The 24,338-nt window shown below is 64.2% G+C and carries 27 protein-coding genes and 1 tRNA gene; 20 read left to right on the top strand and 8 right to left on the bottom strand.

The window, feature by feature from the left end:
* Window positions 1–75 precede the first annotated feature (75 nt).
* The 11 genes from PCE31106_RS02590 to rapZ all read left to right on the top strand — a co-directional run bounded on the left by PCE31106_RS02590 (window position 76) and on the right by rapZ (window position 9,213).
* Window positions 76–1,056, top strand: coding sequence for a KpsF/GutQ family sugar-phosphate isomerase (locus PCE31106_RS02590; RefSeq protein ID WP_017232643.1), 981 nt, complete (start codon window positions 76–78; stop codon window positions 1,054–1,056).
* Window positions 1,057–1,163: 107 nt separating this feature from the next.
* Window positions 1,164–1,649, top strand: coding sequence for a KdsC family phosphatase (locus PCE31106_RS02585; protein ID WP_051060087.1), 486 nt, complete (start codon window positions 1,164–1,166; stop codon window positions 1,647–1,649).
* 23 nt (window positions 1,650–1,672) lie between these two features.
* Window positions 1,673–2,332 (top strand): LPS export ABC transporter periplasmic protein LptC, encoded by a 660-nt coding sequence (gene lptC, locus PCE31106_RS02580; RefSeq protein ID WP_017232645.1) that lies wholly within the window; start codon window positions 1,673–1,675, stop codon window positions 2,330–2,332.
* Window positions 2,329–3,027 (top strand): lipopolysaccharide transport periplasmic protein LptA, encoded by a 699-nt coding sequence (gene lptA / locus PCE31106_RS02575; protein ID WP_150562278.1) that lies wholly within the window; start codon window positions 2,329–2,331, stop codon window positions 3,025–3,027. Before lptC ends, lptA begins: the two co-directional genes overlap by 4 nt.
* 25 nt (window positions 3,028–3,052) lie before the next feature.
* A complete protein-coding gene (gene lptB / locus PCE31106_RS02570) occupies window positions 3,053–3,823 on the top strand; it encodes an LPS export ABC transporter ATP-binding protein (protein ID WP_026131715.1) in 771 nt (256 codons plus the stop codon).
* Window positions 3,824–3,917: 94 nt separating this feature from the next.
* Complete coding sequence (locus tag PCE31106_RS02565) at window positions 3,918–5,405, top strand: RNA polymerase factor sigma-54 (RefSeq protein WP_150562277.1); 1,488 nt, start codon at window positions 3,918–3,920, stop codon at window positions 5,403–5,405.
* A 142-nt stretch (window positions 5,406–5,547) separates the two neighbouring features.
* On the top strand, window positions 5,548–5,901 hold the full coding sequence (hpf, locus tag PCE31106_RS02560; protein WP_017232648.1) for a ribosome hibernation-promoting factor, HPF/YfiA family: 354 nt from the start codon (window positions 5,548–5,550) through the stop codon (window positions 5,899–5,901).
* A gap of 229 nt (window positions 5,902–6,130) precedes the next feature.
* Window positions 6,131–6,586, top strand: a complete 456-nt coding sequence (ptsN, locus tag PCE31106_RS02555) for a PTS IIA-like nitrogen regulatory protein PtsN (protein ID WP_026131716.1) — start codon at window positions 6,131–6,133, stop codon at window positions 6,584–6,586.
* Window positions 6,587–6,683: 97 nt separating this feature from the next.
* Entirely contained in the window at window positions 6,684–7,649 is a 966-nt protein-coding gene (hprK, locus tag PCE31106_RS02550; RefSeq protein WP_017232650.1) for an HPr(Ser) kinase/phosphatase, read from the top strand.
* A 146-nt stretch (window positions 7,650–7,795) separates the two neighbouring features.
* Entirely contained in the window at window positions 7,796–8,107 is a 312-nt protein-coding gene (locus PCE31106_RS02545; RefSeq protein WP_150562276.1) for a PsiF family protein, read from the top strand.
* Window positions 8,108–8,337: 230 nt separating this feature from the next.
* Window positions 8,338–9,213, top strand: coding sequence for an RNase adapter RapZ (gene rapZ / locus PCE31106_RS02540; RefSeq protein ID WP_017232652.1), 876 nt, complete (start codon window positions 8,338–8,340; stop codon window positions 9,211–9,213).
* A 15-nt stretch (window positions 9,214–9,228) separates the two neighbouring features.
* On the opposite strand, the gene mutY is transcribed toward rapZ, so the two are convergent.
* Both mutY and mutM read right to left on the bottom strand, forming a co-directional pair.
* Window positions 9,229–10,386, bottom strand: a complete 1,158-nt coding sequence (gene mutY, locus PCE31106_RS02535) for an A/G-specific adenine glycosylase (RefSeq protein WP_150562275.1) — start codon at window positions 10,384–10,386, stop codon at window positions 9,229–9,231.
* A gap of 81 nt (window positions 10,387–10,467) precedes the next feature.
* On the bottom strand, window positions 10,468–11,298 hold the full coding sequence (gene mutM, locus PCE31106_RS02530) for a bifunctional DNA-formamidopyrimidine glycosylase/DNA-(apurinic or apyrimidinic site) lyase (RefSeq protein WP_017232654.1): 831 nt from the start codon (window positions 11,296–11,298) through the stop codon (window positions 10,468–10,470).
* A gap of 79 nt (window positions 11,299–11,377) precedes the next feature.
* Here mutM and PCE31106_RS02525 point away from each other — a divergent pair, with 79 nt between their 5' ends.
* Both PCE31106_RS02525 and PCE31106_RS02520 read left to right on the top strand, forming a co-directional pair.
* Entirely contained in the window at window positions 11,378–13,303 is a 1,926-nt protein-coding gene (locus PCE31106_RS02525) for a tetratricopeptide repeat protein (protein ID WP_150562274.1), read from the top strand.
* A 5-nt stretch (window positions 13,304–13,308) separates the two neighbouring features.
* Window positions 13,309–13,929, top strand: a complete 621-nt coding sequence (locus PCE31106_RS02520) for an outer membrane lipoprotein LolB (RefSeq protein WP_150562273.1) — start codon at window positions 13,309–13,311, stop codon at window positions 13,927–13,929.
* A gap of 92 nt (window positions 13,930–14,021) precedes the next feature.
* Here the strand turns inward: PCE31106_RS02520 and PCE31106_RS24225 are convergent, their stop codons facing one another.
* On the bottom strand, window positions 14,022–14,339 hold the full coding sequence (locus PCE31106_RS24225; RefSeq protein WP_254440914.1) for a hypothetical protein: 318 nt from the start codon (window positions 14,337–14,339) through the stop codon (window positions 14,022–14,024).
* Here PCE31106_RS24225 and ispE point away from each other — a divergent pair.
* From ispE to pth, 5 genes are all read left to right on the top strand, one after another.
* Window positions 14,232–15,041, top strand: a complete 810-nt coding sequence (gene ispE, locus PCE31106_RS02515; RefSeq protein ID WP_254440904.1) for a 4-(cytidine 5'-diphospho)-2-C-methyl-D-erythritol kinase — start codon at window positions 14,232–14,234, stop codon at window positions 15,039–15,041. The two genes, PCE31106_RS24225 and ispE, sit on opposite strands and share 108 nt — an antisense overlap.
* A gap of 53 nt (window positions 15,042–15,094) precedes the next feature.
* Window positions 15,095–15,171 (top strand) — tRNA-Gln (locus tag PCE31106_RS02510).
* 49 nt (window positions 15,172–15,220) lie between these two features.
* Window positions 15,221–16,168 carry a ribose-phosphate pyrophosphokinase gene (locus tag PCE31106_RS02505; protein ID WP_026131718.1) on the top strand — a complete coding sequence of 316 codons (948 nt, stop codon included), beginning with the start codon at window positions 15,221–15,223 and terminating at the stop codon, window positions 16,166–16,168.
* Window positions 16,169–16,322: 154 nt separating this feature from the next.
* On the top strand, window positions 16,323–16,943 hold the full coding sequence (locus PCE31106_RS02500; RefSeq protein ID WP_017232659.1) for a 50S ribosomal protein L25/general stress protein Ctc: 621 nt from the start codon (window positions 16,323–16,325) through the stop codon (window positions 16,941–16,943).
* A gap of 123 nt (window positions 16,944–17,066) precedes the next feature.
* The gene (pth, locus tag PCE31106_RS02490; protein WP_130024767.1) at window positions 17,067–17,663 is read left to right on the top strand and encodes an aminoacyl-tRNA hydrolase; all 597 of its coding nucleotides are present in this window, start codon (window positions 17,067–17,069) and stop codon (window positions 17,661–17,663) included.
* A 47-nt stretch (window positions 17,664–17,710) separates the two neighbouring features.
* Here pth and PCE31106_RS02485 read toward each other — a convergent pair whose 3' ends face one another.
* The 3 genes from PCE31106_RS02485 to rsmD all read right to left on the bottom strand — a co-directional run bounded on the left by PCE31106_RS02485 (window position 17,711) and on the right by rsmD (window position 19,176).
* Window positions 17,711–17,968, bottom strand: coding sequence for a YfhL family 4Fe-4S dicluster ferredoxin (locus PCE31106_RS02485; protein WP_017232661.1), 258 nt, complete (start codon window positions 17,966–17,968; stop codon window positions 17,711–17,713).
* A 64-nt stretch (window positions 17,969–18,032) separates the two neighbouring features.
* On the bottom strand, window positions 18,033–18,527 hold the full coding sequence (gene coaD, locus PCE31106_RS02480) for a pantetheine-phosphate adenylyltransferase (protein WP_017232662.1): 495 nt from the start codon (window positions 18,525–18,527) through the stop codon (window positions 18,033–18,035).
* A gap of 55 nt (window positions 18,528–18,582) precedes the next feature.
* Complete coding sequence (rsmD, locus tag PCE31106_RS02475; protein WP_017232663.1) at window positions 18,583–19,176, bottom strand: 16S rRNA (guanine(966)-N(2))-methyltransferase RsmD; 594 nt, start codon at window positions 19,174–19,176, stop codon at window positions 18,583–18,585.
* A gap of 272 nt (window positions 19,177–19,448) precedes the next feature.
* Between rsmD and nodI the strand changes: the two genes are divergently transcribed.
* Both nodI and PCE31106_RS02465 read left to right on the top strand, forming a co-directional pair.
* Window positions 19,449–20,366, top strand: coding sequence for a nodulation factor ABC transporter ATP-binding protein NodI (nodI, locus tag PCE31106_RS02470; protein ID WP_150562525.1), 918 nt, complete (start codon window positions 19,449–19,451; stop codon window positions 20,364–20,366).
* A gap of 13 nt (window positions 20,367–20,379) precedes the next feature.
* Window positions 20,380–21,270, top strand: a complete 891-nt coding sequence (locus PCE31106_RS02465) for an ABC transporter permease (protein ID WP_437343788.1) — start codon at window positions 20,380–20,382, stop codon at window positions 21,268–21,270.
* Between the two features lie 123 nt (window positions 21,271–21,393).
* Here the strand turns inward: PCE31106_RS02465 and PCE31106_RS02460 are convergent, their stop codons facing one another.
* Window positions 21,394–22,851, bottom strand: a complete 1,458-nt coding sequence (locus PCE31106_RS02460) for a M16 family metallopeptidase (RefSeq protein WP_150562269.1) — start codon at window positions 22,849–22,851, stop codon at window positions 21,394–21,396.
* Window positions 22,852–22,863: 12 nt separating this feature from the next.
* A complete protein-coding gene (locus tag PCE31106_RS02455; RefSeq protein WP_150562268.1) occupies window positions 22,864–24,282 on the bottom strand; it encodes a M16 family metallopeptidase in 1,419 nt (472 codons plus the stop codon).
* Between the last annotated feature and the right edge of the window lie 56 nt (window positions 24,283–24,338).

Here is a 24,338-nt window from a genome sequence, read left to right as displayed (position 1 = left end):
GTGGTCTCGAACGGTGCAGGTCCAAGCCTGGCGCGGCTGTCCTCGGCGCCGCGTGCGTTTTGATATACTCCGCGCATGATAGCGAAAATCAATCCAGGCCGGGCACTCGAGGTCGCCCGGGAGGTGTTGCGCACCGAAGCCGACGCCATCGAACGCGTCTCCGCGCACCTCGACGACAGCTTCTTCGAAGCGATCTCTCTGCTGCTCGCCTGCCGCGGGCGCGTGGTCGTCACCGGAATGGGCAAATCGGGCCACATCGGCCGCAAACTGGCCGCCACGTTCGCCAGCACCGGCACACCCGCCTTCTTCGTTCACCCCGCCGAAGCCAGCCACGGGGACCTGGGCATGATCACGACCGACGATGTCGTTGTCGCCCTGTCCAACTCCGGCGAGACGGGGGAACTGGTCAGCATTCTCCCGATGATAAAGCGCATCGGCGCGAAGCTCATCGCCATGACCGGCAACGCTGCCTCCAGCCTGGGGCGCCTGTCCGACGTGCACCTCGACGCGCACGTCGACAGAGAAGCCTGCCCGCTGGGCCTCGCACCGACCGCCAGCACCACGGCCGCTCTCGCCCTGGGCGATGCGCTTGCCGTCACGCTGCTCGACGCGCGCGGTTTCGGCGCCGAGGACTTCGCCCGATCGCATCCCGGCGGCGCGCTCGGTCGACGTCTGCTGACGTTCGTGCGCGATGTCATGCGCACCGGCGAGCGCGTTCCGCGCGTGCGCGCCGATGCCAGCCTGTCCGATGCCCTGCTGGAAATGACCGCCAAGGGTCTGGGCATGACGGCCATTGTCGATGCCGACGATCGCGTTGTGGGCATCTTCACGGACGGCGACCTGCGCCGCCTGTTCAAGCGTACGCTCGATTTCACCACGCTCACGCTGGCCGACGTCATGAAGGCCGGCCCGCGCAGCATCGGCCCCGATCAACTCGCCGCCGAAGCCGCCGAACTGATGGAACGTTTCGGCATCACGCAATTGCTCGTGACCGAGAACGACCGCCTCGTCGGTGCGCTCAACGTGCACGACCTGTTCGCCGCCAAGGTCGTGTGAGCCGCTTGCCCATGAATCAGCCCAGCATCGCCCAACCCACTCGTTCCGCCCCGCTTGATGCGACCGACGTGACCGACGCCGCTGCGCGCGCCGCTCGCCTGCGTGTCATGGTGTTCGACGTCGACGGTGTCCTCACCGACGGCGGCCTGCGCTACGGACCGGCCGGGGAAGTCATCAAGACCTTCGATTCGCTCGACGGCCACGGCCTGAAGCTGCTCGCAGAGGTCGGCATCGTCACGGCCATCATCACCGGACGCCAGTCCGAGATCGTCGCCAAACGCGCGGCCGATCTTCGTGTCGCGCACGTCTATCAAGGCGTGCAGGACAAACGCGCCGCATTCGAAGACCTGTGCGCCAAGGTGTCAGTGACGAGCGAGGTTTGCGGCCATATCGGCGACGACTGGCCCGATCTGCCGATCCTCAGCCGCGTGGGCTTCGCCGCCTGCCCGGCCAATGCCCATGCCGAAGTCAGGGCACGCTGCCACTGGGTTGCCGCCACGCGCGGCGGCGAAGGCGCCGTGCGCGAGCTGTGTGACTTCATCCTGCGTGCCCAGGGACGTTACGACGCCCTGCTCGCCGACGCGCTCGCCTGACGCGTCGAGGAAGCCGATCATCCATGGCCACTCAACGCCTCTCACCCGCTTCGCTGGTCGCCATCGTCGTGCTGGCCGGCCTGGCCGCCGGCACTTACTGGCTCGTGCAACGCACGCTGCCGTCTGACGCCGACCGCGCGCCGTATGTAAAGCAGCACATTCCGGATTACTTCGCCGACGACATGGTGATCTCCACCCTGTCGGCGACCGGCCTCACGCAATACCGCGTCAATGCCGTGCACATGACGCATTACGAGGACGACCAGACCACGGCCATGACCATGCCCGCCGTCCGCGCGTTCACGCCGAATCAACCGGAAGTGACCGCCACGAGCAAACGCGGCACGCTCAATGCCGACATGTCCGTCGTCGATCTGTACGACGACGCGGTCGTGGTACGTCAGGCCGGACCGCGCGATCCGCAAATGCGGGCGCTGTCCCAGCACTTCCAGGTGCTCGTCAACGACGACATCGTGCGCACGGAATTGCCAGTCCAGCTGTTCCGCGGTGCTTCCGTGATGTACGGCGATGGCATGATTTTCAATAACATCTCGCGCGCCGTACAATTGCTCGGCAATGTTCACGGCACGATCCAGCCGGCGGAACTGGGCGGCAATCGCCCGGCACCGGCCGCCGCGCCGAGCGCGCCACTCCAGACCAAACCGGGCCCCAAGACCCCATGACCGATCGCCGCCAACCGCGCCCCGTCTCCCTGTCGCTGCGTCGCCTGCGCGCACTGGCCGCCGCCTTCGCCATGCTCGGCGCCCTCGCGTCGCCGCTCGCCCATGCCGAACGCGCCGACCGCGACAAGCCGCTCAACATCGAGTCGGATCACATGAGCTACGACGACCTCAAGCAGGTCAACATCTTCACCGGCAACGTGACGATGACCAAGGGGACGATTCTCCTCAAGGCCGATCGCGTCGAAGTGACTCAGGATCCAGAGGGCTATCAGTACGCCACGGCCTATTACAAGCCGGGCGGCCCGCTCGCCTACATGCGCCAGAAGCGCGACGGCCTGGACGAATACATCGACGGCTGGGGCCAAACGATCTATTACAACGGCAAGACCGAAGTCGCCACGCTGACCACACAAGCCACGCTCAAGCGCCTGGCCGGCGGCACGAGGGTGCTCGACGAAATTCACGGTAGCGTGATCACGTACGACACGTACAACGAGGTCTATACCGCCAACAGCGGTGCCGATCAGGTCAACGCCAACAATCCGAACGGCCGCGTGCGCGCCACGCTCGCCCCGCGCAATGCCACTGGCGCGAACCAGCCAGGCGCCGGCGGCGCGAGCAAGCCGGCGGCCGCGCCCAAGGGCGATCTGCCGCCGCTGTCTCCCTCCAAAAGCATCGGGAATCCGCGTGAGTAATTCTGCCAATAGCAACGCCTCGACGATCCATCCGGGCGACGGTCAATCGGGCAAGCCGAGCGCGCTCGTGGTGCGCTCGCTCAAGAAACAATACGGTGCCCGTACTGTTGTCAAGGACGTCTCGCTCGATGTGAAGAGCGGCGAAGTCGTGGGACTGCTCGGCCCGAACGGCGCGGGCAAGACGACATCGTTCTACATGATCGTGGGCCTCGTGCCCGCCGACGACGGCGAAATCCAGCTCGACGGCAACGTGATCAGCGAGCTGCCGATTCACGAGCGCGCCCGCATGGGCGTCTCGTACCTGCCGCAGGAAGCGTCGGTGTTCCGCAAGCTCACGGTCGAAGACAACATCCGGGCGGTGCTCGAATTGCAGCTCGATGCGCACGGCAAGCCGCTCAAGCGCGACGAGATCGACCGACGCATCGAAGCGCTGCTCGACGAGTTGCAGGTGAGCCATTTGCGCGAAAATCCGGCGATGTCGCTCTCGGGCGGCGAACGCCGCCGCGTGGAAATCGCCCGCGCCCTGGCCACGCAACCGCGCTTCATTTTGCTTGACGAACCGTTCGCGGGCGTCGATCCGATCGCCGTGCTGGAAATCCAGCGAATCGTGCGTTTTCTGAAAGATCGTGGCATCGGTGTCCTGATTACCGACCACAACGTTCGCGAGACGCTCGGCATCTGCGATCACGCCTACATCATCAGCGAAGGCTCGGTGCTCGCCGCCGGCACGCCCGACCAGATCGTGGCCGACGAAAGCGTGCGGCGCGTATATCTGGGCGAAAACTTCCGGATGTAAAGCAAATTTTTCGCATGTAAACCCTGCCTCCGATAGGGGGCCGGGCCGGTTTCGCTGGCGTGACAAAGCCTCTACAATGAAGGCGAGAAATGCTATGAAACCGACCCTTCAACTCCGCACCTCCCAGCACCTGACCCTCACGCCTCAGTTGCAGCAATCCATCCGATTGTTGCAACTGTCGACGCTCGAACTTCAGCAGGAAGTCGAGCACGCCCTCACCCAGAACCCGATGCTCGAGCGCGAGGACGATTGGCTCGCCGGCACGGTCCGTGTGGGCACGGACGGATCGCTGCGCAATGAGCGGGGCTCGTCGAGCAGCAGCACCAACGACACGCCGGAATCGGCCAGCGGCCAGGACGACGCCCGCGAACTCGACGGCGAGACCCGCTTCGACGACAACGCGCGCGCCGGTGGCAACGACTGGAGCCTGAACGACTTTGCCCGCTCGGGCAGTGCGTCGGACGACGACGACAATGAGCGGCCGCAACTGCACGTCGATCATCCCAATCTTCGCGAACACCTGCTCGCCCAGTTGCGCCTGACGAAAGCCAGCCCGCGCGATCGCCTGCTGGTGGAATTCCTGATCGAATCGCTCGACGAAGACGGCTATCTCGGCACCCTGCTCGACGAAATGCAGGCGGAAATGTCCGAGGAACTTGGGCTCGAGACCGAAGAGATCAACGCCGCGCTCGCGCTGCTGCAGAGCTTCGACCCGGCAGGCGTGGGCGCCCGAACCCCGTCAGAATGCCTTCGCCTGCAACTCCAGCGGCTGCCGGCAAGCAGCGTGCGAACTCTGTCGCTGCGCATCGTTTCCGATCATCTGGAGCTGCTCGCCGCGCGCGACTACACACGGTTGCGTCGTCTGCTGGGCGTGAGCGAGGACAGCCTGCGCGCGGCGCATCAACTGATTCGCTCGCTCGACCCGTTCCCGGGCGCCGCCTACGGCTCGCCCCAGGCGGATTACGTCATCCCCGACGTGCTCGTGCGCAAGCAAGGCGGCGGCTGGATCGCCGAACTCAATCCCGAGGTCATGCCGCGCCTGCGCATCAATGAAATGTATGCGCGCATCCTTCGCAACAACCGCAATGCGCCGGGAACCGGCAACCTGCAGCAGCAACTTCAGGAAGCGCGCTGGCTCATCAAGAACATCCAACAGCGGTTCGACACGATCCTGCGCGTGTCGCAGGCGATCGTCGAGCGTCAGAAGAACTTCTTCACGCATGGCGAAATCGGCATGCGGCCCTTGGTTTTACGCGAAATTGCTGATACGCTGGGTTTACATGAATCCACGATTTCACGCGTGACAACCAGTAAGTACATGCTCACTCCATTCGGAACCTTCGAGCTTAAGTACTTCTTTGGTTCACACGTGGCCACGGAAGCCGGGGGCGCCGCCTCATCGACCGCCATCCGCGCACTCATCAAGCAACTCATAGGAGCAGAAGATCCGCAGACCCCCCTTTCCGACAGCCGTATCGCGGAGCTGCTGGCAGAGCAAGGGTTCGTGGTAGCGCGACGCACCGTCGCGAAATACCGCGAAGCCATGCGCATTCCCGCAGTGAACTTGCGCAAATCTTTGTAGGACGGTCCTGGTGTGCCATCTTGGCTCGCTGGGGCATCACGCCGCAGTGCGACATTGCGTCACGCCAATGGCTCGCACTCCCGCTAGCCAGCGTTGCTTGTGACGCGGCCTGCACTTCGGCATTTCAGCAAGGAGAGCAGCTATGAATCTGAAGATCAGTGGACATCATCTCGAACTCACGCCGTCGCTGCGCGAATTCGTGGTCAACAAGCTTGAACGCGTGTTGCGCCATTTCGACCAGCTCATCGGTGCCGAGGTGATCCTATCTGTCGACAAGACCAAGGAGAAGACCGGACGCCAGATCGCCAGCGTCACCGTGTATCTCAAGGGCAAGGAGATTTTCGTCGAGAAGTGTGACGAGAATATGTACGCCGCCATCGACAAGCTGATCGACATGCTCGACCGCAAGGTTATGCAATACAAGGACAAGGTTCAGGATCATGGCCGCGAGGCCCTCAAGCACCAGGAACCTCCCGAGGCGGAACCGCTGCAATGAGTCTGTCCGGGCAAGGTAGCCGCATTGACCGACACTGACGGCGATTCGCGAGGAAGCCCACGCGCACATCGACGTCTGTCGTAAGTCTCTGGCATCACCCACCGCGGGGCCGTTGAACGGCCCCTTTTGCATGCTCCCTCGCATCGCCGGGAGCGCGTCGACGGGTGGTCTATAATGCGAGGTCAACCGGGGGGCTGGAGGGCGACCATGCGTTCGCCCGCATTACAAGATGAACCGTTTAGTCAAACTCTTACCTGCGTCCAACATATTGCTTGGACTGTCTGTCACCAGCAAGAAGCGCGTCTTCGAGCAAGCCGGGCTTCTCTTCGAGAACAATGCCGGCCTGTCGCGCGCGCTTGTCACCGACAATCTGTTCGCCCGCGAGCGTCTCGGCTCGACCGGACTGGGAGAAGGTGTGGCCATTCCGCACGGGCGCATCAAGGGCCTCAAGCATCCGATGGCAGCCTTCGTGCGCCTGGACGATCCGATTCCCTTCGAGGCCCCCGACGCGCAACCCGTGTCCCTGCTGTTCTTCCTGTTGGTACCGGAGCAGGCAACGCAGCAGCATCTCGAGATATTGTCCGAAATTGCACAGTTACTCTCGGATCGCACGATGCGCGAGACCTTGACCTCCGCGCCGAGTGCCGACGATATCCATACCGCGCTCGCGAACTGGCAACCCTGAGCCGGCGCTGGTGCGGCTATCCCGGTGTTTCGGGGTATCGCGCCGCGACGCAGGACGAACTCCGTAGCACCCAACCCCAACCGAACGAGGCGACGCGGTGGAACTGACCGGCATCAACGCGCAAAGCATTTTCGACGACAACGCCGCCACGCTGCGTTTGTCGTGGCTGACCGGGCACGAGGGGTGGGAACGTGGCTTCACGCCCGAGAGCGTGTCGACGGCCACCTCCAGCGCCGACCTCGTGGGTCACCTGAACCTCATTCACCCGAACCGGATCCAGGTCCTTGGCGAGGCCGAGCTGCGCTACTACCAGCGCCTCACGGACGAAAACCGCAAGCGCCACATGGGCGAAGTCATCGCGCTCGAGCCGCCGTTCCTCGTGGTGGCCGACGGCCTCGAAGCCCCGCCCGATCTCGTACTGCGCTGTACCCGCTCCTCCACGCCACTGTTCACCACGCCGATGTCGACGGCGGCGGTCATCGACAGTCTGCGCATGTACATTTCGCGTGTGTTCGCCCCGCGATGCACGATGCACGGCGTATTTCTCGACATTCTGGGCATGGGGGTGCTGCTCACCGGCGATTCCGGCCTCGGCAAGAGTGAGCTCGGCCTGGAACTGATCAGCCGCGGTCACGGACTGGTGGCAGACGATGCGGTCGATTTCGTGCGCCTCGGGCCGGATTTCGTCGAAGGCCGTTGCCCGCCGCTGCTGCAAAACCTGCTGGAAGTGCGCGGCCTGGGTTTGCTCGACATCAAGACGATCTTCGGTGAGACGGCCGTGCGCCGGAAAATGAAGCTCAAGTTGATCGTTCAGTTGGTGCGCCGCCCCGATGGCGAATTCCAGCGGCTGCCGCTCGAAGCGCAAACCGTGGATGTGCTGGGCCTGCCCATCAACAAGGTGATTCTGCAAGTGGCGGCCGGGCGAAACCTCGCCGTGCTGGTCGAAGCCGCCGTGCGCAACACGATCCTGCAACTGCGTGGCATCGACACCCTCAAGGATTTCATGGAGCGCCAGCGTCAAGCCATGCAAGATCCGGACGGCATGCAGAATCGGCTGCTCTGAGCGATCTCGTGCCGGACGAATGCCCCGGGTTTACCGCAATTTCTGCGTCTTTCTGTCAACGCCGCGCGATTGCGGCGCGTTTTCTTTCATGTTGTAATCGCCACGCGGTCCAATCCCGTGCGTGTCGACCTTATGGAGAGACGATCATGAAAAAAGCATTCGCTGCATTGCTTCTGGTATCCCCGCTGCTCGCATCGCCCGTGTTTGCCCAGACGGCCGCCCCCGCACCTGCGCCCAAGGCTGCCAATGCCCAACAAAGCAAGATGGGCGTCTGCAATGCGCAAGCTGGCAGCAAGAAAGGCGACGATCGCAAGGCGTTCATGAAGGAATGCCTGTCGAACAAGCCCGCCGCCAAGCCGACCCAGCAGGAAAAGATGAAGACCTGCAATGCCCAGGCTGGCGACAAGAAGGGCGACGATCGCAAGGCGTTCATGAAGTCGTGCCTGTCGAACAAGTAAGCGCACCGGGGGCTTTCCCGCACCGACCTTCTGACGAATAGACGGAGGGGCGGATAAGCGGCGAGACCGCCCACAGGCTGACACAACGGCGCCCCTCGCGGGCGCCGTTGTCGTTTCTCGCGCGCCCTTCTCGCGAATGGAGCAAAAACGCATGGAACGTTCTTCTTTTTGGCCGCTCGACACCCATACGACACAATCGCTTACCATGATCGCTGTATCCGGGGAATCTCATGAAGATCGTACTGATTACCGGCGTTTCGGGTTCCGGCAAATCGCTCGCCCTGAACGTCCTCGAAGATGCGGGTTACTACTGCGTCGACAATCTACCGTCGCGCTTTCTCCCTGAACTCGCCGAGTATCTCGAAACGCAGAACTACACACGTCTCGCCGTTGCCATCGACGCGCGCAGCGGCGGCTCGCTTGCCGATCTGCCGCCGATCATTGGCGGCCTGCGCCGCTTCGGTCACGACGTGCGAGCCCTGTTCCTCAACGCCACCACGCAAACGCTGGTTCAGCGCTTCTCGGAGACACGCCGCCGTCACCCGCTCTCCGTGACGAGCGACGATACCGTCTCGGCCAATGGTTCGCTGGTCGAAGCGATCGAGACCGAGCGCGAAATGCTCAACAGCGTGGCCGAACTCGGTCACCAGATCGACACCAGCAATTTGCGCGCGAGCGCGTTGCGCCGTTGGATCCGCGAGTTCGTCCAGCACGATCACACCGGACTCACACTGATGTTCGAGTCCTTCGGATTCAAGCATGGCGTGCCGCTCGACGCCGATCTCGTCTTTGACGTGCGCTCGCTGCCCAATCCGTATTACGACACGCAGCTGCGTCCGCTGACCGGTCGCGATCAACCGGTGATCGACTTCCTGTCGGCCATCCCCGAAGTCGACGAGATGACCAACGATATCGGCGCCTATCTGCAGAAGTGGCTGCCGAGCTATATGCGCGACAACCGCAGTTACCTGACGGTGGCGATCGGCTGCACCGGCGGTCAACACCGCTCCGTGTTCATCGCCGAAACGCTGGGCAAGCGCTTTCGCTCCGAAGCCAGCGTGCTGGTACGCCATCGCGAACTCGCCCCGCTCGAGTCGACGACCTGAACCGGAACAGCCCGCTCAGGTCGGCAACGACAGTTGGCCGTCGCTCGGCGAACCGATCGACAAGGCATCGGCAATCTTGCGGATCGGCGAGGGTAGGCCGGCGGCGGCAACGCCTGCGGCGTCCAGCCACGCGTGACGTGAGCCGTTTGGCGGCACCGCGGCGCTCGCGCCCAGCGTCACCCGCCACGGCCGCAAGTGCAGCCGGAAATGTGTGAAAACGTGCGTGAGACCGTGCAGCGGTTCGAGCGACTGCACCTTCCCGTCACCCGCACCGAGCGCGGCGGCATGCGCGCTCAGACGCTCGCGCAGCAACGCATCGTCGCCGTCGCGCGCGTCGGTCGGCGGGGTCAGTTCCGGCAGGCTCCATAAACCGCCCCAGATACCGCTGTCCGGCCGTCGCTCGAACAACACGCGCTCGCCCGCGCAAATCACCAGCACATCGACATAACGCTCCGGCTGCGCCTTTTTGGGCTTGGACGTGGGCAACGTGCGCTCGCGTCCGGTCGCATGCGCGACGCAATCGCCGTCGAACGGGCACTCGCCGCAACGCGGCTTGCCGCGAGCGCACAGCGTCGCCCCGAGATCCATCATCCCCTGTGTATAGGCGGGCAAGTCGCGTTGCGGCAGCAGGGACTCAGCCAGCGTCCACATCGCCCGCTCGATCTTCGGCGTGCCCGGAAATCCCTCGATGCCGAACACCCGCGCGAGGACTCGTTTGACGTTGCCGTCGAGAATCGCGGCGTGCGCATCGTAGGCAAACGCGGCAATCGCCGCGGCCGTCGAACGGCCGATGCCCGGCAGCGAGGCGAGCATCTCGGGGTCGGACGGGAAACGACCGCCGTGCTCGGCCACCACGACCTGCGCGCAACGGTGCAGATTGCGCGCCCGCGAGTAGTAGCCCAGGCCGCTCCAGAGCGCCATCACGTCGTCCTGCGCGGCGCTCGCCAATGCCGCGACGTCGGGGAAGCGCTCGAGAAAACGCGTGTAGTAGGGGATCACCGTCGCGACCTGGGTCTGCTGCAACATGATCTCGGAGAGCCAGATGCGATAGGCGTCGCGCGTGTTCTGCCATGGCAGGTCGTGACGGCCGTGCTCGGCCTGCCAGGCAATCAGACGCTCGGCGAAATGGCTCGCCGGCGGGCCGGCGGTGGAGTCGTTGAGGGAGTCGGTCATATCATTTTGGGGGGCGTCGTGTACGGCAGCCGTCGCGGCCAAACCGCCGACCCGCTGCGCGATCTGCGATTGCCGCTTGCGTTATTTTTGACAATGCGGGCAGAAGAACGTGGAGCGCTGCCCTTGCACGATCTGCCGGATCGGGGTGCCACACACGCGACAGGGTTGCCCGGCACGATCGTAGACGAAATATTCCTGCTGGAAATAGCCGCGATTGCCGTCGCTGCCGACGAAGTCGCGCAACGTGCTGCCGCCCTTCTCGATCGCCGCGGCAAGCACGTCCTTGATGGCTTGGGCGAGCTTCTCGGCCCGGGGCCGCGAGAGTTTGCCCGCCGCCATGCGCGGCGCGATGCCCGCGCGGAAGAGGCTCTCCGACGCATAGATGTTGCCCACACCGACCACGATGCTGCCCGCGAGCAATGCCTGCTTGATGGCGACGGTCCTGCCGCGCGTACCTGCGTAAAGCCATCGGCCGTCGAAAGCGTCCGTCAGCGGCTCGACACCGAGACCGGCCAGCAGGGGATGTGCCAGCACATCGCCCGCCGAGCGCGGATGGAACAACACCGCGCCGAAACGACGCGGATCGCGATAGCGCAGCGCGCATCGCTCGAAAACGAGATCGATATGGTCGTGCACCCCGGCCGCCGGCAGCGCCTGCGGCTCGGGCAGGACACGCAAAGTGCCGGTCATGCCCAGATGCACCAGCAGCCAGCCGGGCGCGTATTCCAGCAACAGGTACTTGCCGCGACGGGTCACGCCGACGAGCGTTTCGCCGCGCAGGAGCGTGTCGAGTCCGTCGGGCACCGGCCAGCGCAATGAGGCGTTGCGCACGTCGATGCGGGCAACGCGTGTGCCCGCCACGTGCGGCGCAATCCCGCGACGGGTGACTTCGACTTCTGGGAGTTCAGGCATGCCTGCGAACGTTTGCTGAGGATTTAGACTCTATTGTATCGGGCGCGCTACAATCGCTCGAAACCTGTCGTGGATCCCTATGCCGAACACCCGATTCCAGTCCATCCCCGCCGCGACCAGCACGGCGCTCACCGTGGCACCCGTGGTTTTGCGCCTGCGCGGCGCCCTGGCACGCGGGGCGTGGGCCGGCGCAACGGCGCTTGGCGTAACCTGCGCCAGCGCCATCATGGCATTCCTGCCTTCGTCGAACGCGTTTGCACAGTCCCGGCCGACGGCGCAAGCCGCGCCAGCGAGCGCGCCGGCAGGCGCGAGCGACGCCAGCGCAGACGTCGGCAGCGAAGCCGGGGCGTCCGCGGCGTCAGATGCGAGCGTCCCGCGCGAAAAGCTTCCGAACGTCGCGCTCTCCAGCGAGATCGTCTTCGAGGTGATGGCCGCCGAGTTGAGCCTGCAACAAGGCAGCCTGGCGCCCGCCTTCAACACCTATGTCGCACTGGCCAATCGCACGAAGGACCCGCGCATGGCCCGCCGCGCGGTCGAGATCGCGCTCGGCGCCCGCCAGCTCGGAGACGCGCTCATTGCCGCCCGACTCTGGCACGAACTCGATCCGACCTGGCGTCCTGCATCGCAGTTGCTCGCGAGCCTCGAGGTCGGCACCGGCCATCTGTCCGACGCCGAACCGCTGCTCGTCGACGAACTGAACAAGGTGCCGGAAGCACGCCGCGGCCAGGCCATTCTCGAACTGCAGCAGATGATTGCGCGCAGTCCGGAGCGCGCCACGGGGATCGCGTCGCTCAAGCGGATGCTGGCGAACGACATGCAACGCCCCGAGGCGCAACTGGCCATCGCCCGCTCGCAACTCGATGCCGGCGACACCGCCGGCGCACGCGCGTCGCTGGAAAAGGCCCTCAGTCTCAAGCCCGATTACGAGGCCGCCGCACTGCTTTACGGTCAGATGGGGCCGGAAGAGCGCAGCAGCGCCATTGCCGGATTGAAGACGTTCCTCGATCGCAATCCGAACGCCAAGGAAGCGCGCTTCGCCTACGCCAAGCTCCTGCTGGCCGACAACCAGCTCGACGCGGCACAGAAGCAGTTCGAAACGCTGGAAAAGCGTTACCCGCACGAACTCTCGACGCTCATGGCGCTCGCGCTGCTCAACCTGCACGCCAAACATCCTGAGCAGGCCGAACAATATCTGCAGAAGTACGCGTCGGAAGCCGAACAGCAGAACACCGACGGCGCGCAAGCCTATGTCTATCTCGCGCAGATCGCCCAGGACCGCAAGGATTACCCGGCCGCCGACAAGTGGCTTTCGAAGATTCGCGAAGACAGCAACGCGTATCTGCCCGCGCAGATCGGGCGCGCGCAGCTGCTCGCCGATCAGGGCAAGGTCGACGAAGGCCGTGCGCTGCTGCACAGCATCAGCATCAAGACGAGCGATCCGCGTGAGCAACTCGCGCTCAAGCGCGCCGAGTCGGATCTGCTCGTCAAGGCAAAACGCTACGACGAGGCGGAAAAGCTGCTCGCGGTCGAGGTAAAGAACCATCCCGACGATCCGGACCTGCTGTATCAGTACGGCATGGTGGCCGAGTTGAACAAACACTACGACGTCATGGAAAAGACGATGCGTCGTGTGATGGCGTCACAGCCGGAAAACGCACAAGCCTACAACGCGCTCGGCTACTCGCTGACCGTGCGAAATACCCGTCTGCCGGAAGCGCTCAAACTACTGCAAAAGGCGTCGGCGCTCGCGCCGGACGATCCGTACATTCTGGACAGCCTGGGCTGGGTGAAGTATCGCCTCGGCGACAAACCGCAGGCGCTCGAACTGCTGCGCCGCGCGTATGGCATTCAGGCGCAGGCCGAGATCGGCGCTCACTTGGGCGAGGTGCTGTGGGAATCGGGCCAGCAGGACGAGGCACGCAAGACCTGGCGTGAAGCCCTCAAGCTCGACGGCGACGACGACACGCTGCGCGCGACGATGAAACGCTACAATGTGACGCCGTAATGCATATGAGGTCGCCGTTTTCGCTCGTGGCGTCGCGTTCGGCTCGCGCCACGACCCTGGTGCTGGCCTGTGCGCTCGCCGGGCTCGTCGCCGGCTGTGCGAGCCTCGCGCCGCCCACCGCAGTGACGTCGGCGGCGGGCGCCAGCGTCGAACACTACCGTGGCCGCTTCTCCGTGCGTTACGAGCAGAATGGCGAGACGCGCAACACCTACGGCAATTTCGACTGGCAGCAGAATGGCGACAACGCGATCGTCCAGTTGCTCGACCCGCTCGGACAAACCCAGGCGATCGTGCGCGAGAATCCGCGTCGTGCGTCGCTCGAATTACCCGGCAAGGCACCGTTGAGTGGCCCGCGCCTCGAAGATGTCATGCACGACGCCCTGGGCTTCGCGCTGCCGGTGGGCGGCCTGCGCTACTGGTTGCAGATGCAGGGCGCTCCGGGATCGCAGGCGAGCATCGAGCGCGATCCCCAGACACAACGGCCGACGCATTTGAAGCAGGACGGGTGGACGATCGACTATCAGGCCTTTTTCGACGGCGCGCCGCCACTACGCGTCAAGCGCATCGACCTGTCTCGCGATCTCGACGGGTCGCCGCTCGCTGTGCGGCTCGTGATCGACGAGTAAGGTCGAGCGACGCCGATTGGGCCGGGTACCGCCATCGCTTCGGCGACATCGGCGGCATCGACGGCCACTTGGGCGCGCTTGTTGCGACGGTGCTATGCTTGGCGCCGCCCGGTCCAGCGCACGTCGAGTGCCACGCGCGCCTTGAGCAAAGGGATCGAATTGCGCGGGGAAGTCCCCGTCTCCAGACACCGACGTTGCGACATTGCGGCGTCGACGCTCGTTAGCCATCGTTTTGCATCGCCATGTACGAAATCCTGCGTGACTGCCCGGCTCCGGCCAAGCTGAACCTGTTCCTGCACATCGTGGGACGCCGGCCGAACGGCTATCACGAGCTGCAGACTGTCTTCCAGCTGATCGACTGGGCCGATACGCTGCATTTCGCGCGTCGCGACGATGGACGGATCGTTCACACGAACCCGCTGCCGGGGGTGCCCGCTGAGACGGATCTGACGGTGCGCGCCGCCCGCCTTCTGCAGCACCATTGCGGCGTGCGCTTCGGGGTGGAGATTGCCATCGAGAAGCGGCTGCCGGCCGGTGGCGGCATCGGCGGCGGCAGCTCCGACGCCGCGACGACGCTGCTCGCACTCAATCGCATGTGGCAACTCGATCTGCCGCGCGCGGAACTTCAGGCGCTCGCCCTGCAACTCGGGGCCGACGTGCCGTTTTTCGTCTTCGGCCGCAATGCGTTCGCCGAAGGGCTGGGCGAGGAATTGCACGCCGTGGATTTGCCGCACCGGTACTTCCTCGTGGTCAACCCGCGCGTCCACGTCGCGACCGACAAAATATTTCGCGATCCACTGTTGACAAGGGATTCGAAGATCGTCACAATGGCGTTCTTTCTCGAACACACCAGCAAAAACGTGTTAGGAACGGATGAAATTTTCCGTAACGACATGCAAGCGGCAGTGATTCGAGAATACGCGGAAGTCGCTGCGGTGATTGACTGGTTCAGCACCTTCACCACCGCACGTATGACGGGATCCGGCGCCAGTGTGTTTGCAGCATTCGACACGAAGGCAGAGGCGGAAGCGGCATACCAGCGATTGCCAGAGCGCTGGCTGGGTCAAGTGACCGCCAGTCTGGCCGAACACCCGCTGTTCGCCTTCGCGTGAAGGGTTTTACTTTGTTGCGTTTCCTACGACGCGGCAAGGGCAACGGTTAGTGTAGGGGAGTCGCCAAGTTGGTTAAGGCACCGGATTTTGATTCCGGCATACGAGGGTTCGAGTCCTTCCTCCCCTGCCAATTTCTCTGTCGTGCAGTCTCAGCATCCCAACGTTCCGCAGGTAGCCAGATGAGTAGTGATAACCTAATGGTATTCACCGGGAACGCCAATCCCGCCCTGGCCCAAGCGGTCGTCGACACTCTCGGCATTCCCCTCGGCAAGGCCATGGCGAGCCGGTTCTCGGACGGTGAGATCCAGGTCGAAATCCAGGAAAACGTGCGCGGCAAGGACGTCTTCGTCCTCCAGTCGACGTGCGCGCCGACCAACGACAACCTGATGGAACTGATGATCATGGTCGATGCGCTCAAGCGCGCGTCTGCCGGCCGGATCACCGCTGCCATCCCGTATTTCGGCTATGCCCGTCAAGATCGCCGCCCCCGTTCGGCGCGTGTGGCGATCTCGGCGAAGGTCGTCGCCAACATGCTGCAAATCGCGGGCGTCGAGCGCATCATCACGATGGACCTGCACGCGGACCAGATTCAGGGTTTCTTCGATATCCCGGTCGACAACATCTACGCCTCGCCGCTGCTGCTGGCCGATGTGCGCGCGCAGAACCACGAAAACCTGCTGGTGGTCTCGCCGGACGTTGGCGGTGTGGTGCGTGCGCGTGCGCTCGCCAAGCAACTGCATTGCGATCTGGCGATCATCGACAAGCGTCGTCCGAAGGCCAACGTCGCCGAAGTGATGAACATCATCGGTGAAGTCGAAGGCCGCACCTGCGTCATCATGGACGATATGGTCGACACGGCCGGCACGCTGTGCAAAGCCGCGCAGGTGCTGAAGGAACGTGGCGCACAGAAGGTCTATGCGTACTGCACGCACCCGGTGCTTTCCGGCGGTGCGGCGGCGCGCATCAACGCGTCGGAACTCGACGAAGTGGTCGTGACGGACACGATCGCGCTGCGCGACGACTCGAAGGGTGGCAAGATCCGCCAGTTGAGCTGCGCCAATTTGCTCGCCGAGACGTTCTCGCGTATCCGTCGTGGCGACTCGGTCATGTCGCTGTTCGCGGAATAAGCGTTCGGTAAATTTTTGCGACGGCGCCTGTGTGGCGCCGTTGTTGTGTCGGCGGGGAGCGTCTCCCCGCCTTTGTCATTCCTGAAGCCGATGTTTTTTGCACGGCATTTGGGAAGCTATCGCTGCCTGGTCGCGGGCAGTCCAAGGAGTTGTTATGAAAGTCGTCGCTTTTGAGCGTAATCTGCAAGGTACGGGTGCGAGCCGCCGCCTGCGCAATGCCGGTAAGACCACGGGCATCGTGTACGGTGGAAACGTTGATCCGAAGATGATCGAACTCGATCACAATGCGCTGTGGCATGCCCTGCGCAAGGAAGCGTTCCACTCGTCGATTCTCGAGCTGGAAGTTGCCGGCCAGACCGAACAAGTGCTGCTGCGCGATGTGCAGTACCACCCGTTCAAGCAATTGGTTCTGCACGTGGATTTCCAACGTGTCGATCCGAACAAGTCGATTCACGTGAAGGTGCCCCTGCACTTCCTGGGTGCTGAGAACGCCCCGGCCGTGAAGCTGGCGTCGAACGTGATCAGCCACACCGTGAACGAACTCGACGTGAACTGCCTGCCGGGCAAGCTGCCGGAATTCCTGGAAGTCGACCTGTCGACCCTGGAAGCGGGCAAGACGGTGCACGCCAAGGACGTCAAGCTGCCCGCCGGCGTGACGCTCACGCTGCACGTCGAGCAAGAAAACCCGGTGGTCGCGCAAGCCGTCCAACCGGCAGGTGCTGCTGCTGACGAAGCGGCTGCTCCGGCTGCCGAAGGTGCAGCGCCGGCCGCCTAAGGCCCGCGCGTTAGCCTTCAGCGGCGACGCTGGACGCAAGACCCGCCGCGACGTCATGTCCGGCGGGTTTTTTTATGGCGGTGCGCATGCCGATTCGGCGCGCGCCAAGATCGTGATACCGAAATGATCAAGCTGATCGTAGGGCTCGGCAATCCGGGCGCCGAATACACAGCAACGCGTCACAACGCCGGCTTCTGGTTCGTCGACGCGTTGGCGCAGCAATGCGGTGCGTCGCTCACGAACCAGAAGAACTTCCACGGCTTTGCAGCGCGCACACGCATCGCCGGCCAGGAAGTCTGGTTGCTCGAGCCGCAGACCTTCATGAACCGCTCGGGGCAGTCGGTTGTGGCGCTCGCACGCTTCTACAAGATCCTGCCGGATGAAATCCTCGTCGTGCACGACGAACTCGATCTGCTGCCCGGCACGGTGAAACTCAAGCGTGGTGGGGGCAGCGGTGGTCACAACGGACTGAAGGACATCGCCGCGCATCTGACGACGCCCGAGTTCTGGCGTCTGCGTCTGGGCATCGGCCATCCGCGCACGCTTCAGCCGACGGGCAGCCAACAGCAGGTCGTGGACTTCGTGCTCAAGCCGCCGCGCAAGGAAGAGCAGGCGCAGATCGACGACGCGATGTCGCGCTCGCTCGACATCGTCGATCAGGTCGTCAAAGGCGAGATGGAAAAGGCAATGATGCGCCTGCACGCCGCACCGGGGAAGTAAGCGGCCCTGCCGCGCGCAGTGCGCGGCTGGCTTGGCCGGCACGCCGCTCAGGCCGTCTTGGCCGCTTGCAGATGGGTGTACTTCTCGAGCAATTGCTCGGGCGTCTCGACGTGTTCGGGGTTGATGGGAATGCACTCCACCGGACACACCTGCACGCACTGCGGTTCATCGAAGTGCCCCACACACTCGGTGCACTTGTTCGGATCGATCTCGTAAATCTCGACCCCCATCGAAATCGCGTCGTTCGGGCACTCCGGCTCGCACACGTCGCAATTGATGCATTCATCGGTAATCATCAAGGCCATACGGCACCTCCAGCCGTATCGCAACGCCGGTCAGCCGCAAGGGCCGGGCCGGCGTACGCGATACTCATCCGTTCGTCGGCAGGCTGCCGACTTTCGTCATCAGCCATTTTTCGACGGAAGGAAACACGAACTTGCTGACGTCGCCGCCCAGTTGCGCGATCTCGCGCACGATCGTGCCCGAGATGAACTGGTACTGGTCAGACGGCGTCATGAACATCGTTTCCACATCGGGCAACAGATAGCGGTTCATCCCGGCCATCTGGAACTCGTACTCGAAGTCGGACACGGCGCGCAGGCCGCGCACGATCACACGGGCCTGGTGCTTGCGCACGAAGTCCTTGAGCAGCCCGGAAAACCCTTCCACGCTGACGTTCGGATAGTGACCCAGCACTTCGCGCGCGATGTCGATGCGCTCTTCCAGTGAGAAGAACGGCTTCTTGTTTCGGCTATCCGCCACGCCGACGACGAGCTTGTCGAAAATCCCTGCCGCACGGCGGACCAGATCTTCATGTCCTCGGGTCAACGGGTCGAACGTCCCCGGATAAATCGCCACTACCATGCCAACGTCTCCTCGCGGCTGGGGACCTGTGCTGCGTACTTGTTCATTGTGGTCTCTAGGTTTTCGGTATCGATTCAAGCAAATGATAATGCACGGCCCCGGCTTTCGCCCGTCGCAGGCATGCGAGGTCGAGCACCGCCAGTGCGTCGTCCTCCAGCGCGATGTCCGATTCGGCGTAGATCACCCCGCCAGGGGCGAGCAGACGGGCCGCAGGCGCCAGCAGGTCGTTCATCCAGCCGCTCGCAAACGGCGGATCGAGAAACACCACGTCGAAAGCCCCGGGCGGGAGTGTGGTTATCAGGCGGCGGGCATCGGCCTGCACGATCTCGATCTGATCGGCCCCGAGTTTGTCCTGATTGGCACGCAGTTGCCGAACGGCCCGCGCGGCGTGCTCAACCATCAGCACGCGGGCGGCACCCCGCGAGGCGGCCTCGAATCCCAGCGCGCCGCTGCCCGCGAACGCGTCGAGGCACCGCATGCCGCCCAGATCCTGACCCAGCCAATTGAACAGGGTTTCCCGCACACGGTCAGGCGTGGGCCGCAGGCCTTCGCCCGACGGCACCGGCAGCGGCGTACGCTTCCACTGGCCGCCAATGATGCGCACCTGCTGCGGCGCGCCGCGTGCCACGTTTCCCGAACCGGACTTCATCGTGTTCCCCGCAGGACAGCCTTGCCGGAGACACCGTCACCCGTGCAAAAATGAGTTCGCGCGCGCGGCTGCGCACGCCAGGAATCCAAAATCATGACAATTCACGCTACATTGTTGAGGCGAAACATACCACATCGCCCGCAAGACCTGCCCCATCAAGGCATACGATGGCAGACGATGCGTCGATCCCGAGCGGCGAGCGTCTGCCTCGACGCCAGTGGCACAACGACGACGCGCCCGGCAGGGCATCACAGGAAACCACCCGATTCGCCATGACCGACGCCGCCATCGAGGTAATTGAGCTGTGCAAGGCCTATGACGGCCGTCCCGTGGTCGACCATCTTTCGCTGCGCGTCGCGCCGGGCGAGTGCTTCGGCTTGCTCGGGCCCAACGGGGCCGGCAAGACCACCACGTTGCGCATGCTGCTGGGCCTGGTCACGCCCGACAGCGGTGAAATCCGTCTCGGTGGCCTGTCCGTGCCGCGACAGGCGCCACAGGCGCGACGCCGCGTCGGTGTCGTGCCGCAATTCGACAACCTCGACCCCGACTTCACCGTGCGCGAGAACCTCGCGGTCTTCGGACGCTATTTCGGACTCTCCTCTGCCGAGCTTCGGGAACGCGTGCCCGCCCTGCTCGCGTTCGCGCGACTCGAGTCGAAGGCAGATGCCCGCGTCGGCCAACTCTCAGGCGGCATGAAACGACGTCTCACACTCGCCCGGGCGCTCATCAACAATCCCGATGTGCTTGTACTCGACGAGCCCACGACGGGCCTCGATCCGCAAGCTCGCCACCTGATCTGGGAACGGCTCAAGTCGCTGATGAACGAGGGCAAAACGATTCTGCTCACGACGCACTTCATGGAAGAAGCCGAGCGCCTGTGCCATCGTCTGTGCGTGATCGACGCCGGCCGCAAGATCGCCGAGGGCACGCCGCCCGAACTTGTTGCGCGCGAAATCGGCTGCGATGTCGTGGAGGTGTTCGGCGACGTGCCGCAAGCCCTGCTCGCGCGCCTGACGCCACTGGCCGACCGCATCGAGACAAGTGGCGAGACCCACTTCTGCTATGTGCGCGACGCGGTGCCGGTCGTTGCAGCGCTGCAAGAACAGCCCGGCGTTCGATATCTGCATCGGCGAGCCAATCTGGAAGACGTCTTTCTCAAACTCACCGGCCGGGAGATGCGCGATGACTGAGCGTGACCATCCCATGCTCGACACACCCGAAACACGCGACACCGGCGATACGGGTGATACCGGCGACAGCGCGGCAGTCTCGACGGCGGGCGCGCACCGCGCTGGCCCACCCCACGAACGCCCCCCGGAGACGCCTCGCTACCTGCCCGGCATCTCGCCGTGGATGGGCGTCTGGCGGCGCAACTTCCTTGTCTGGCGCAAGCTCGCCATCGCGTCGCTGTTCGGCAATCTGGCTGACCCGATGATCTACCTCTTCGGGCTGGGGTTCGGCCTCGGCATGATGGTCGGCGAGGTCGACGGCACCTCATACATTGCGTTTCTCGCCGCCGGGACCGTTGGCTCAAGCGTGATGTTCTCCGCCAGCTTCGAATCGATGTACTCGGGCTTCTCGCGCATGCATGTGCAGCGCACGTGGGAAGCGCTCATGCACACGCCGCTTACGCTGGGCGACGTAGTGCTCGGCGAAGTGGTGTGGGCTGCGAGCAAGGCCGTGCTCTCAGGTGTCGCGATCCTGCTGGTGGCCAGCGCACTCGGCTACGCGCGCATCGACAGCATGCCTGTCGTACTGCCGGCGATCCTGCTGGCGGGGCTCGCGTTCGCCAGTCTGGCGATGGTGATGACGGCGCTCGCGCCGAGCTATGACTTCTTCATGTTTTACCAGACGCTGGTCATGACACCGATGCTGCTGCTCTCGGGGGTGTTCTTCCCCTTGGCGCAACTGCCGGCGGCAGCCCGTCACGTCACTGAATGGCTGCCCCTGGCCCACGCGGTGGCGCTGATCCGCCCCGCCATGCTCGGACGCCCCATCGACCTGCCATGGCTGCATGCAAGCGCGCTCGCCATCTATGCGGTCGTCGGGTTCGCCGCGGCACTCGTACTGCTGCGCAGGCGCATTCTTCGGTAACGCCACGCCGTACCTTTCGGCCCGCTCACGCAAGCCAACGAAAAACGGCACCGAAAGCTGTCGGTGCCGTCTGTCGTATGTCGTATGTCAATACGTCGCGTCAATCCCACGACGATGCGACGATTATTTCGTTTGCGTGCGTACCGAAGATTTGCCGCTGGGCGCCGCCGCGCCTGCGCTTGCGCCGCCGAAGACGTCGCTCGGCCCCACGACGACCGTGACGAGCCGGTCCGGCGCCACGTGACGCGCGAAGGCGCTCTTTACCTGCGCGGCGGTCACGGCTTCAACGTTGCGGGTCCACGTATCGAGGTAGTCCAGCGGCAGGTGATAGAAGCCGATAGCGGCCACGTTCGCCAGCAGCTTTCGATTACTGTCGAGTCGCAGCGGGAAGCCGTTGGTCAGGTTGTCCCTGGCGGCCTGCATCTCCGCGTCGGTCGGCCCGTCCTGGACGAACTTGGCGAGCGTTTCACGCACGACCTTGAGCGCCTCCGGTGCCTGCTCGCGGCGCGTCTGCAAACTGATCTCGAACGGCCCCTCCTGCAACTGCGGCATGAAGCCACTCGACACGCCGTACGTCAGTCCGCGTTTTTCGCGCACCTCCGCCGTCAAGCGCGACACGAAGCCCCCGCCGCCCAGGACATAGTTACCCACGAGCAACGGGAAGTAGTCGGGATCACTGCGCGCCACCGACGCCTGCCCCGTCACAATGTGCGCCTGCTCGGCCGGGTGCGGCAGATCGATCTGCACGGCACGGCCCAACGACGCGACCGGCGGCATCGCCGGCGGCGTCACGCCCACGGGCATGGCGTCGGTCAGCGTGGCGACGAGCGCCTCCGCCTGCGCTCGATCGATGTCGCCGACTATCGTCACGACCGCCCGCTTCGGGCTGTACATGTCGCGGTAGAAACGCACCAGATCGTCGCGCTTCACGGCGTTCACACTCGCCACCGTCGGGCTGACACCATACGGATGGCTGCCGTAGATCGCGCGGCGAAATGCCTTCTCGGCAATCGCCTCGGGCTTCGTATCGGATTCCGCAATCGCCGCCGACAGACGCGCCGCTTCCCGCTTGAGCACCGCATCGGGGAACGTAGGATGTTGCAGAAACTGCGCCATCGCGCCGACCGCCGCATCGCGTTCGGTCGCTGACGACAGCGTGCGCAGGGTGACGGTCGCGGCATCGCGTCCGGCACTTGTCGCTTCCATCGCGCCCACGTCGGCAAAGCGATCGGCAATCTGCGCCTCGGTCAGCGCGGGGCGCCCGGCTGCGGCGGACGCGCCCGCGTCGAGCAAGCCCGCCGTGAGCATCGCCAGACCGGACTTCCCCGGCGGATCGTAGCGACTGCCGGCATCGAAATCGATGTTCAGGTCGATCATCGGGATCGAACGACTCTCGACGAACATCACCTTGGCGCCCGACGGCGCCACCCAGCTTTGAATCGGCAGCGCCGCGCGAGCACTCAGCGGCGTGACGGCAATAATCGCGCCCGCGGCGCCCGCGGCAACGGCAGCAACGCTCGCGGTAAAGCCCGTGCGCGCAGGCACAGAGAACGCACGCAACAGTGCGGAAATTTTCATCATCGTGTGGCCCTCTCAGCGCATGTTCTTCAAGTCTTCCGCCCCTTGGGCGCGGCGCTTTCGTGTCGCTTCGTCGATGGGCTGGGGAACCAGCGTCGCCACAGTCAGGGACGCATCGCCGAAGTACTTGCCGGCCACCGCCTGCACCTGTGCCGGCGTGACCGCCTTCACCTTGTCGAGCATGCGATCGATCTGCCGCCACGAGATACCCGACATTTCGTTCAGACCGATCTCCATCGCCTGGCCGAACACCGAGTCGCGTTTGTAGATTTGCGAGGCAACGACCTGCGCCTTCACGCGCCCAAGTTCCGCCGCGGTCACACCATGCGCCGCAATATCGGCCACCTGCGCGCGAAGCGCCTTCTCGAGCTGCTCAGGCGTCTTGTCCTTCGCGGGGGTGCCGTCGAGAAGGAAGAATTGCGGGCCACGGCCCACGCCATCGTAGTTGGCACCAACATCGTTCGCGATGCGTTGCTCGCGCACGAGACGGCTCGTCAGACGCGCATTGCCATAGCCGTCGAGCACGGCGGCGAGCACCTGCAACGCATAGACGTCGTCGTCCTTTTCGACGTCGGTCAGACGGGGCGCGCGCCACGCGAGCATCACGTGTGGATTCTCGGCCGGTGCTTTCACGAACACCCGGCGCACGCCGAGTTGTGCCGGCTCGTTCTGAGGACGCCGATCGGGCAACGCATGCGGCTTGAGCGGGCCGTAATAGGTCTCGGCGAGTTGCTTGACCTGCGCGGGATCGACATCGCCGCTCACGACCACCACCGCATTGTTCGGCGCGTACCAGCGCGCATACCAGTCGCGTGCATCCTGGACGGTCATGTGCTGAAGGTCGTCCATCCAGCCGACGATTGGGCGACGATAGGGATTGGCAACGAGCGCCGAGGCCATCAGTTGCTCGTAGAGCAACGCGCGCGGCTGATCGTCCGTGCGCAGCCGGCGCTCCTCCATGACCACCTGGATCTCTTTGGCGAACTCGTCGCCGGAGAGCGTGAGGTTGGCCATGCGGTCGGCCTCGAGACGCATCATCTCCGGCAGACGCGACTTCTCCGTCTGCTCGAAGTAGCCGGTGTAGTCCTTGCTGGTGAACGCATTTTCGCGGCCACCCAGCGCCGCCACCTGACGCGAAAACTGGCCCGGCCCGACAGCCTTGGTGCCCTTGAACATCATGTGTTCGAGCACGTGGGCCACACCCGTCGTGCCGTTGAATTCGTCGAGCGAGCCCGCGCGATACCAAACCACATGGGCCACCGTCGGTGCCCGGTGGTCTTCGCGCACGATCAGCCGCAGCCCGTTCGATAACGTGAATTCCGACGTGTTATCCGCCGTTTTGCTGCCGGCGGTGTCGGCCGCCTGGCTCAGGCATGCCACACTGGCCAGGATGAGTCCGGCCAAGGTATGTCGCCAGCGCATGGTTCCCGTCATGGATCCCCTTTCGCCCGTCACGGACGTTGATTCGCGTCTGATAAAATACGTCGCAT

It is taken from the genome of Pandoraea cepalis (assembly GCF_902459665.1).
GTDB lineage: Bacteria > Pseudomonadota > Gammaproteobacteria > Burkholderiales > Burkholderiaceae > Pandoraea > Pandoraea cepalis.
This window is presented reverse-complemented; position numbering and strand designations above follow the sequence as displayed.

Coding starts and splice junctions, on each gene's coding strand:
- lptC (WP_017232645.1), top strand. CDS start 1,673: ATGGCCACTCAACGCCTCTCACCCGCTTCGCTGGTCGCCATCGTCGTG.
- mutM (WP_017232654.1), bottom strand. CDS start 11,298: ATGCCTGAACTCCCAGAAGTCGAAGTCACCCGTCGCGGGATTGCGCCG.
- coaD (WP_017232662.1), bottom strand. CDS start 18,527: ATGGTAGTGGCGATTTATCCGGGGACGTTCGACCCGTTGACCCGAGGA.
- PCE31106_RS02505 (WP_026131718.1), top strand. CDS start 15,221: ATGAGTAGTGATAACCTAATGGTATTCACCGGGAACGCCAATCCCGCC.
- PCE31106_RS02520 (WP_150562273.1), top strand. CDS start 13,309: ATGAGGTCGCCGTTTTCGCTCGTGGCGTCGCGTTCGGCTCGCGCCACG.
- PCE31106_RS02500 (WP_017232659.1), top strand. CDS start 16,323: ATGAAAGTCGTCGCTTTTGAGCGTAATCTGCAAGGTACGGGTGCGAGC.
- PCE31106_RS02585 (WP_051060087.1), top strand. CDS start 1,164: ATGGTGTTCGACGTCGACGGTGTCCTCACCGACGGCGGCCTGCGCTAC.
- PCE31106_RS02460 (WP_150562269.1), bottom strand. CDS start 22,851: ATGATGAAAATTTCCGCACTGTTGCGTGCGTTCTCTGTGCCTGCGCGC.
- PCE31106_RS02525 (WP_150562274.1), top strand. CDS start 11,378: ATGCCGAACACCCGATTCCAGTCCATCCCCGCCGCGACCAGCACGGCG.
- ptsN (WP_026131716.1), top strand. CDS start 6,131: ATGAACCGTTTAGTCAAACTCTTACCTGCGTCCAACATATTGCTTGGA.
- rsmD (WP_017232663.1), bottom strand. CDS start 19,176: ATGAAGTCCGGTTCGGGAAACGTGGCACGCGGCGCGCCGCAGCAGGTG.
- lptA (WP_150562278.1), top strand. CDS start 2,329: ATGACCGATCGCCGCCAACCGCGCCCCGTCTCCCTGTCGCTGCGTCGC.
- PCE31106_RS02590 (WP_017232643.1), top strand. CDS start 76: ATGATAGCGAAAATCAATCCAGGCCGGGCACTCGAGGTCGCCCGGGAG.
- mutY (WP_150562275.1), bottom strand. CDS start 10,386: ATGACCGACTCCCTCAACGACTCCACCGCCGGCCCGCCGGCGAGCCAT.
- PCE31106_RS02485 (WP_017232661.1), bottom strand. CDS start 17,968: ATGGCCTTGATGATTACCGATGAATGCATCAATTGCGACGTGTGCGAG.
- pth (WP_130024767.1), top strand. CDS start 17,067: ATGATCAAGCTGATCGTAGGGCTCGGCAATCCGGGCGCCGAATACACA.
- PCE31106_RS02565 (WP_150562277.1), top strand. CDS start 3,918: ATGAAACCGACCCTTCAACTCCGCACCTCCCAGCACCTGACCCTCACG.
- nodI (WP_150562525.1), top strand. CDS start 19,449: ATGACCGACGCCGCCATCGAGGTAATTGAGCTGTGCAAGGCCTATGAC.
- rapZ (WP_017232652.1), top strand. CDS start 8,338: ATGAAGATCGTACTGATTACCGGCGTTTCGGGTTCCGGCAAATCGCTC.
- PCE31106_RS02465 (WP_437343788.1), top strand. CDS start 20,380: ATGCTCGACACACCCGAAACACGCGACACCGGCGATACGGGTGATACC.
- PCE31106_RS02455 (WP_150562268.1), bottom strand. CDS start 24,282: ATGACGGGAACCATGCGCTGGCGACATACCTTGGCCGGACTCATCCTG.
- PCE31106_RS02545 (WP_150562276.1), top strand. CDS start 7,796: ATGAAAAAAGCATTCGCTGCATTGCTTCTGGTATCCCCGCTGCTCGCA.
- hpf (WP_017232648.1), top strand. CDS start 5,548: ATGAATCTGAAGATCAGTGGACATCATCTCGAACTCACGCCGTCGCTG.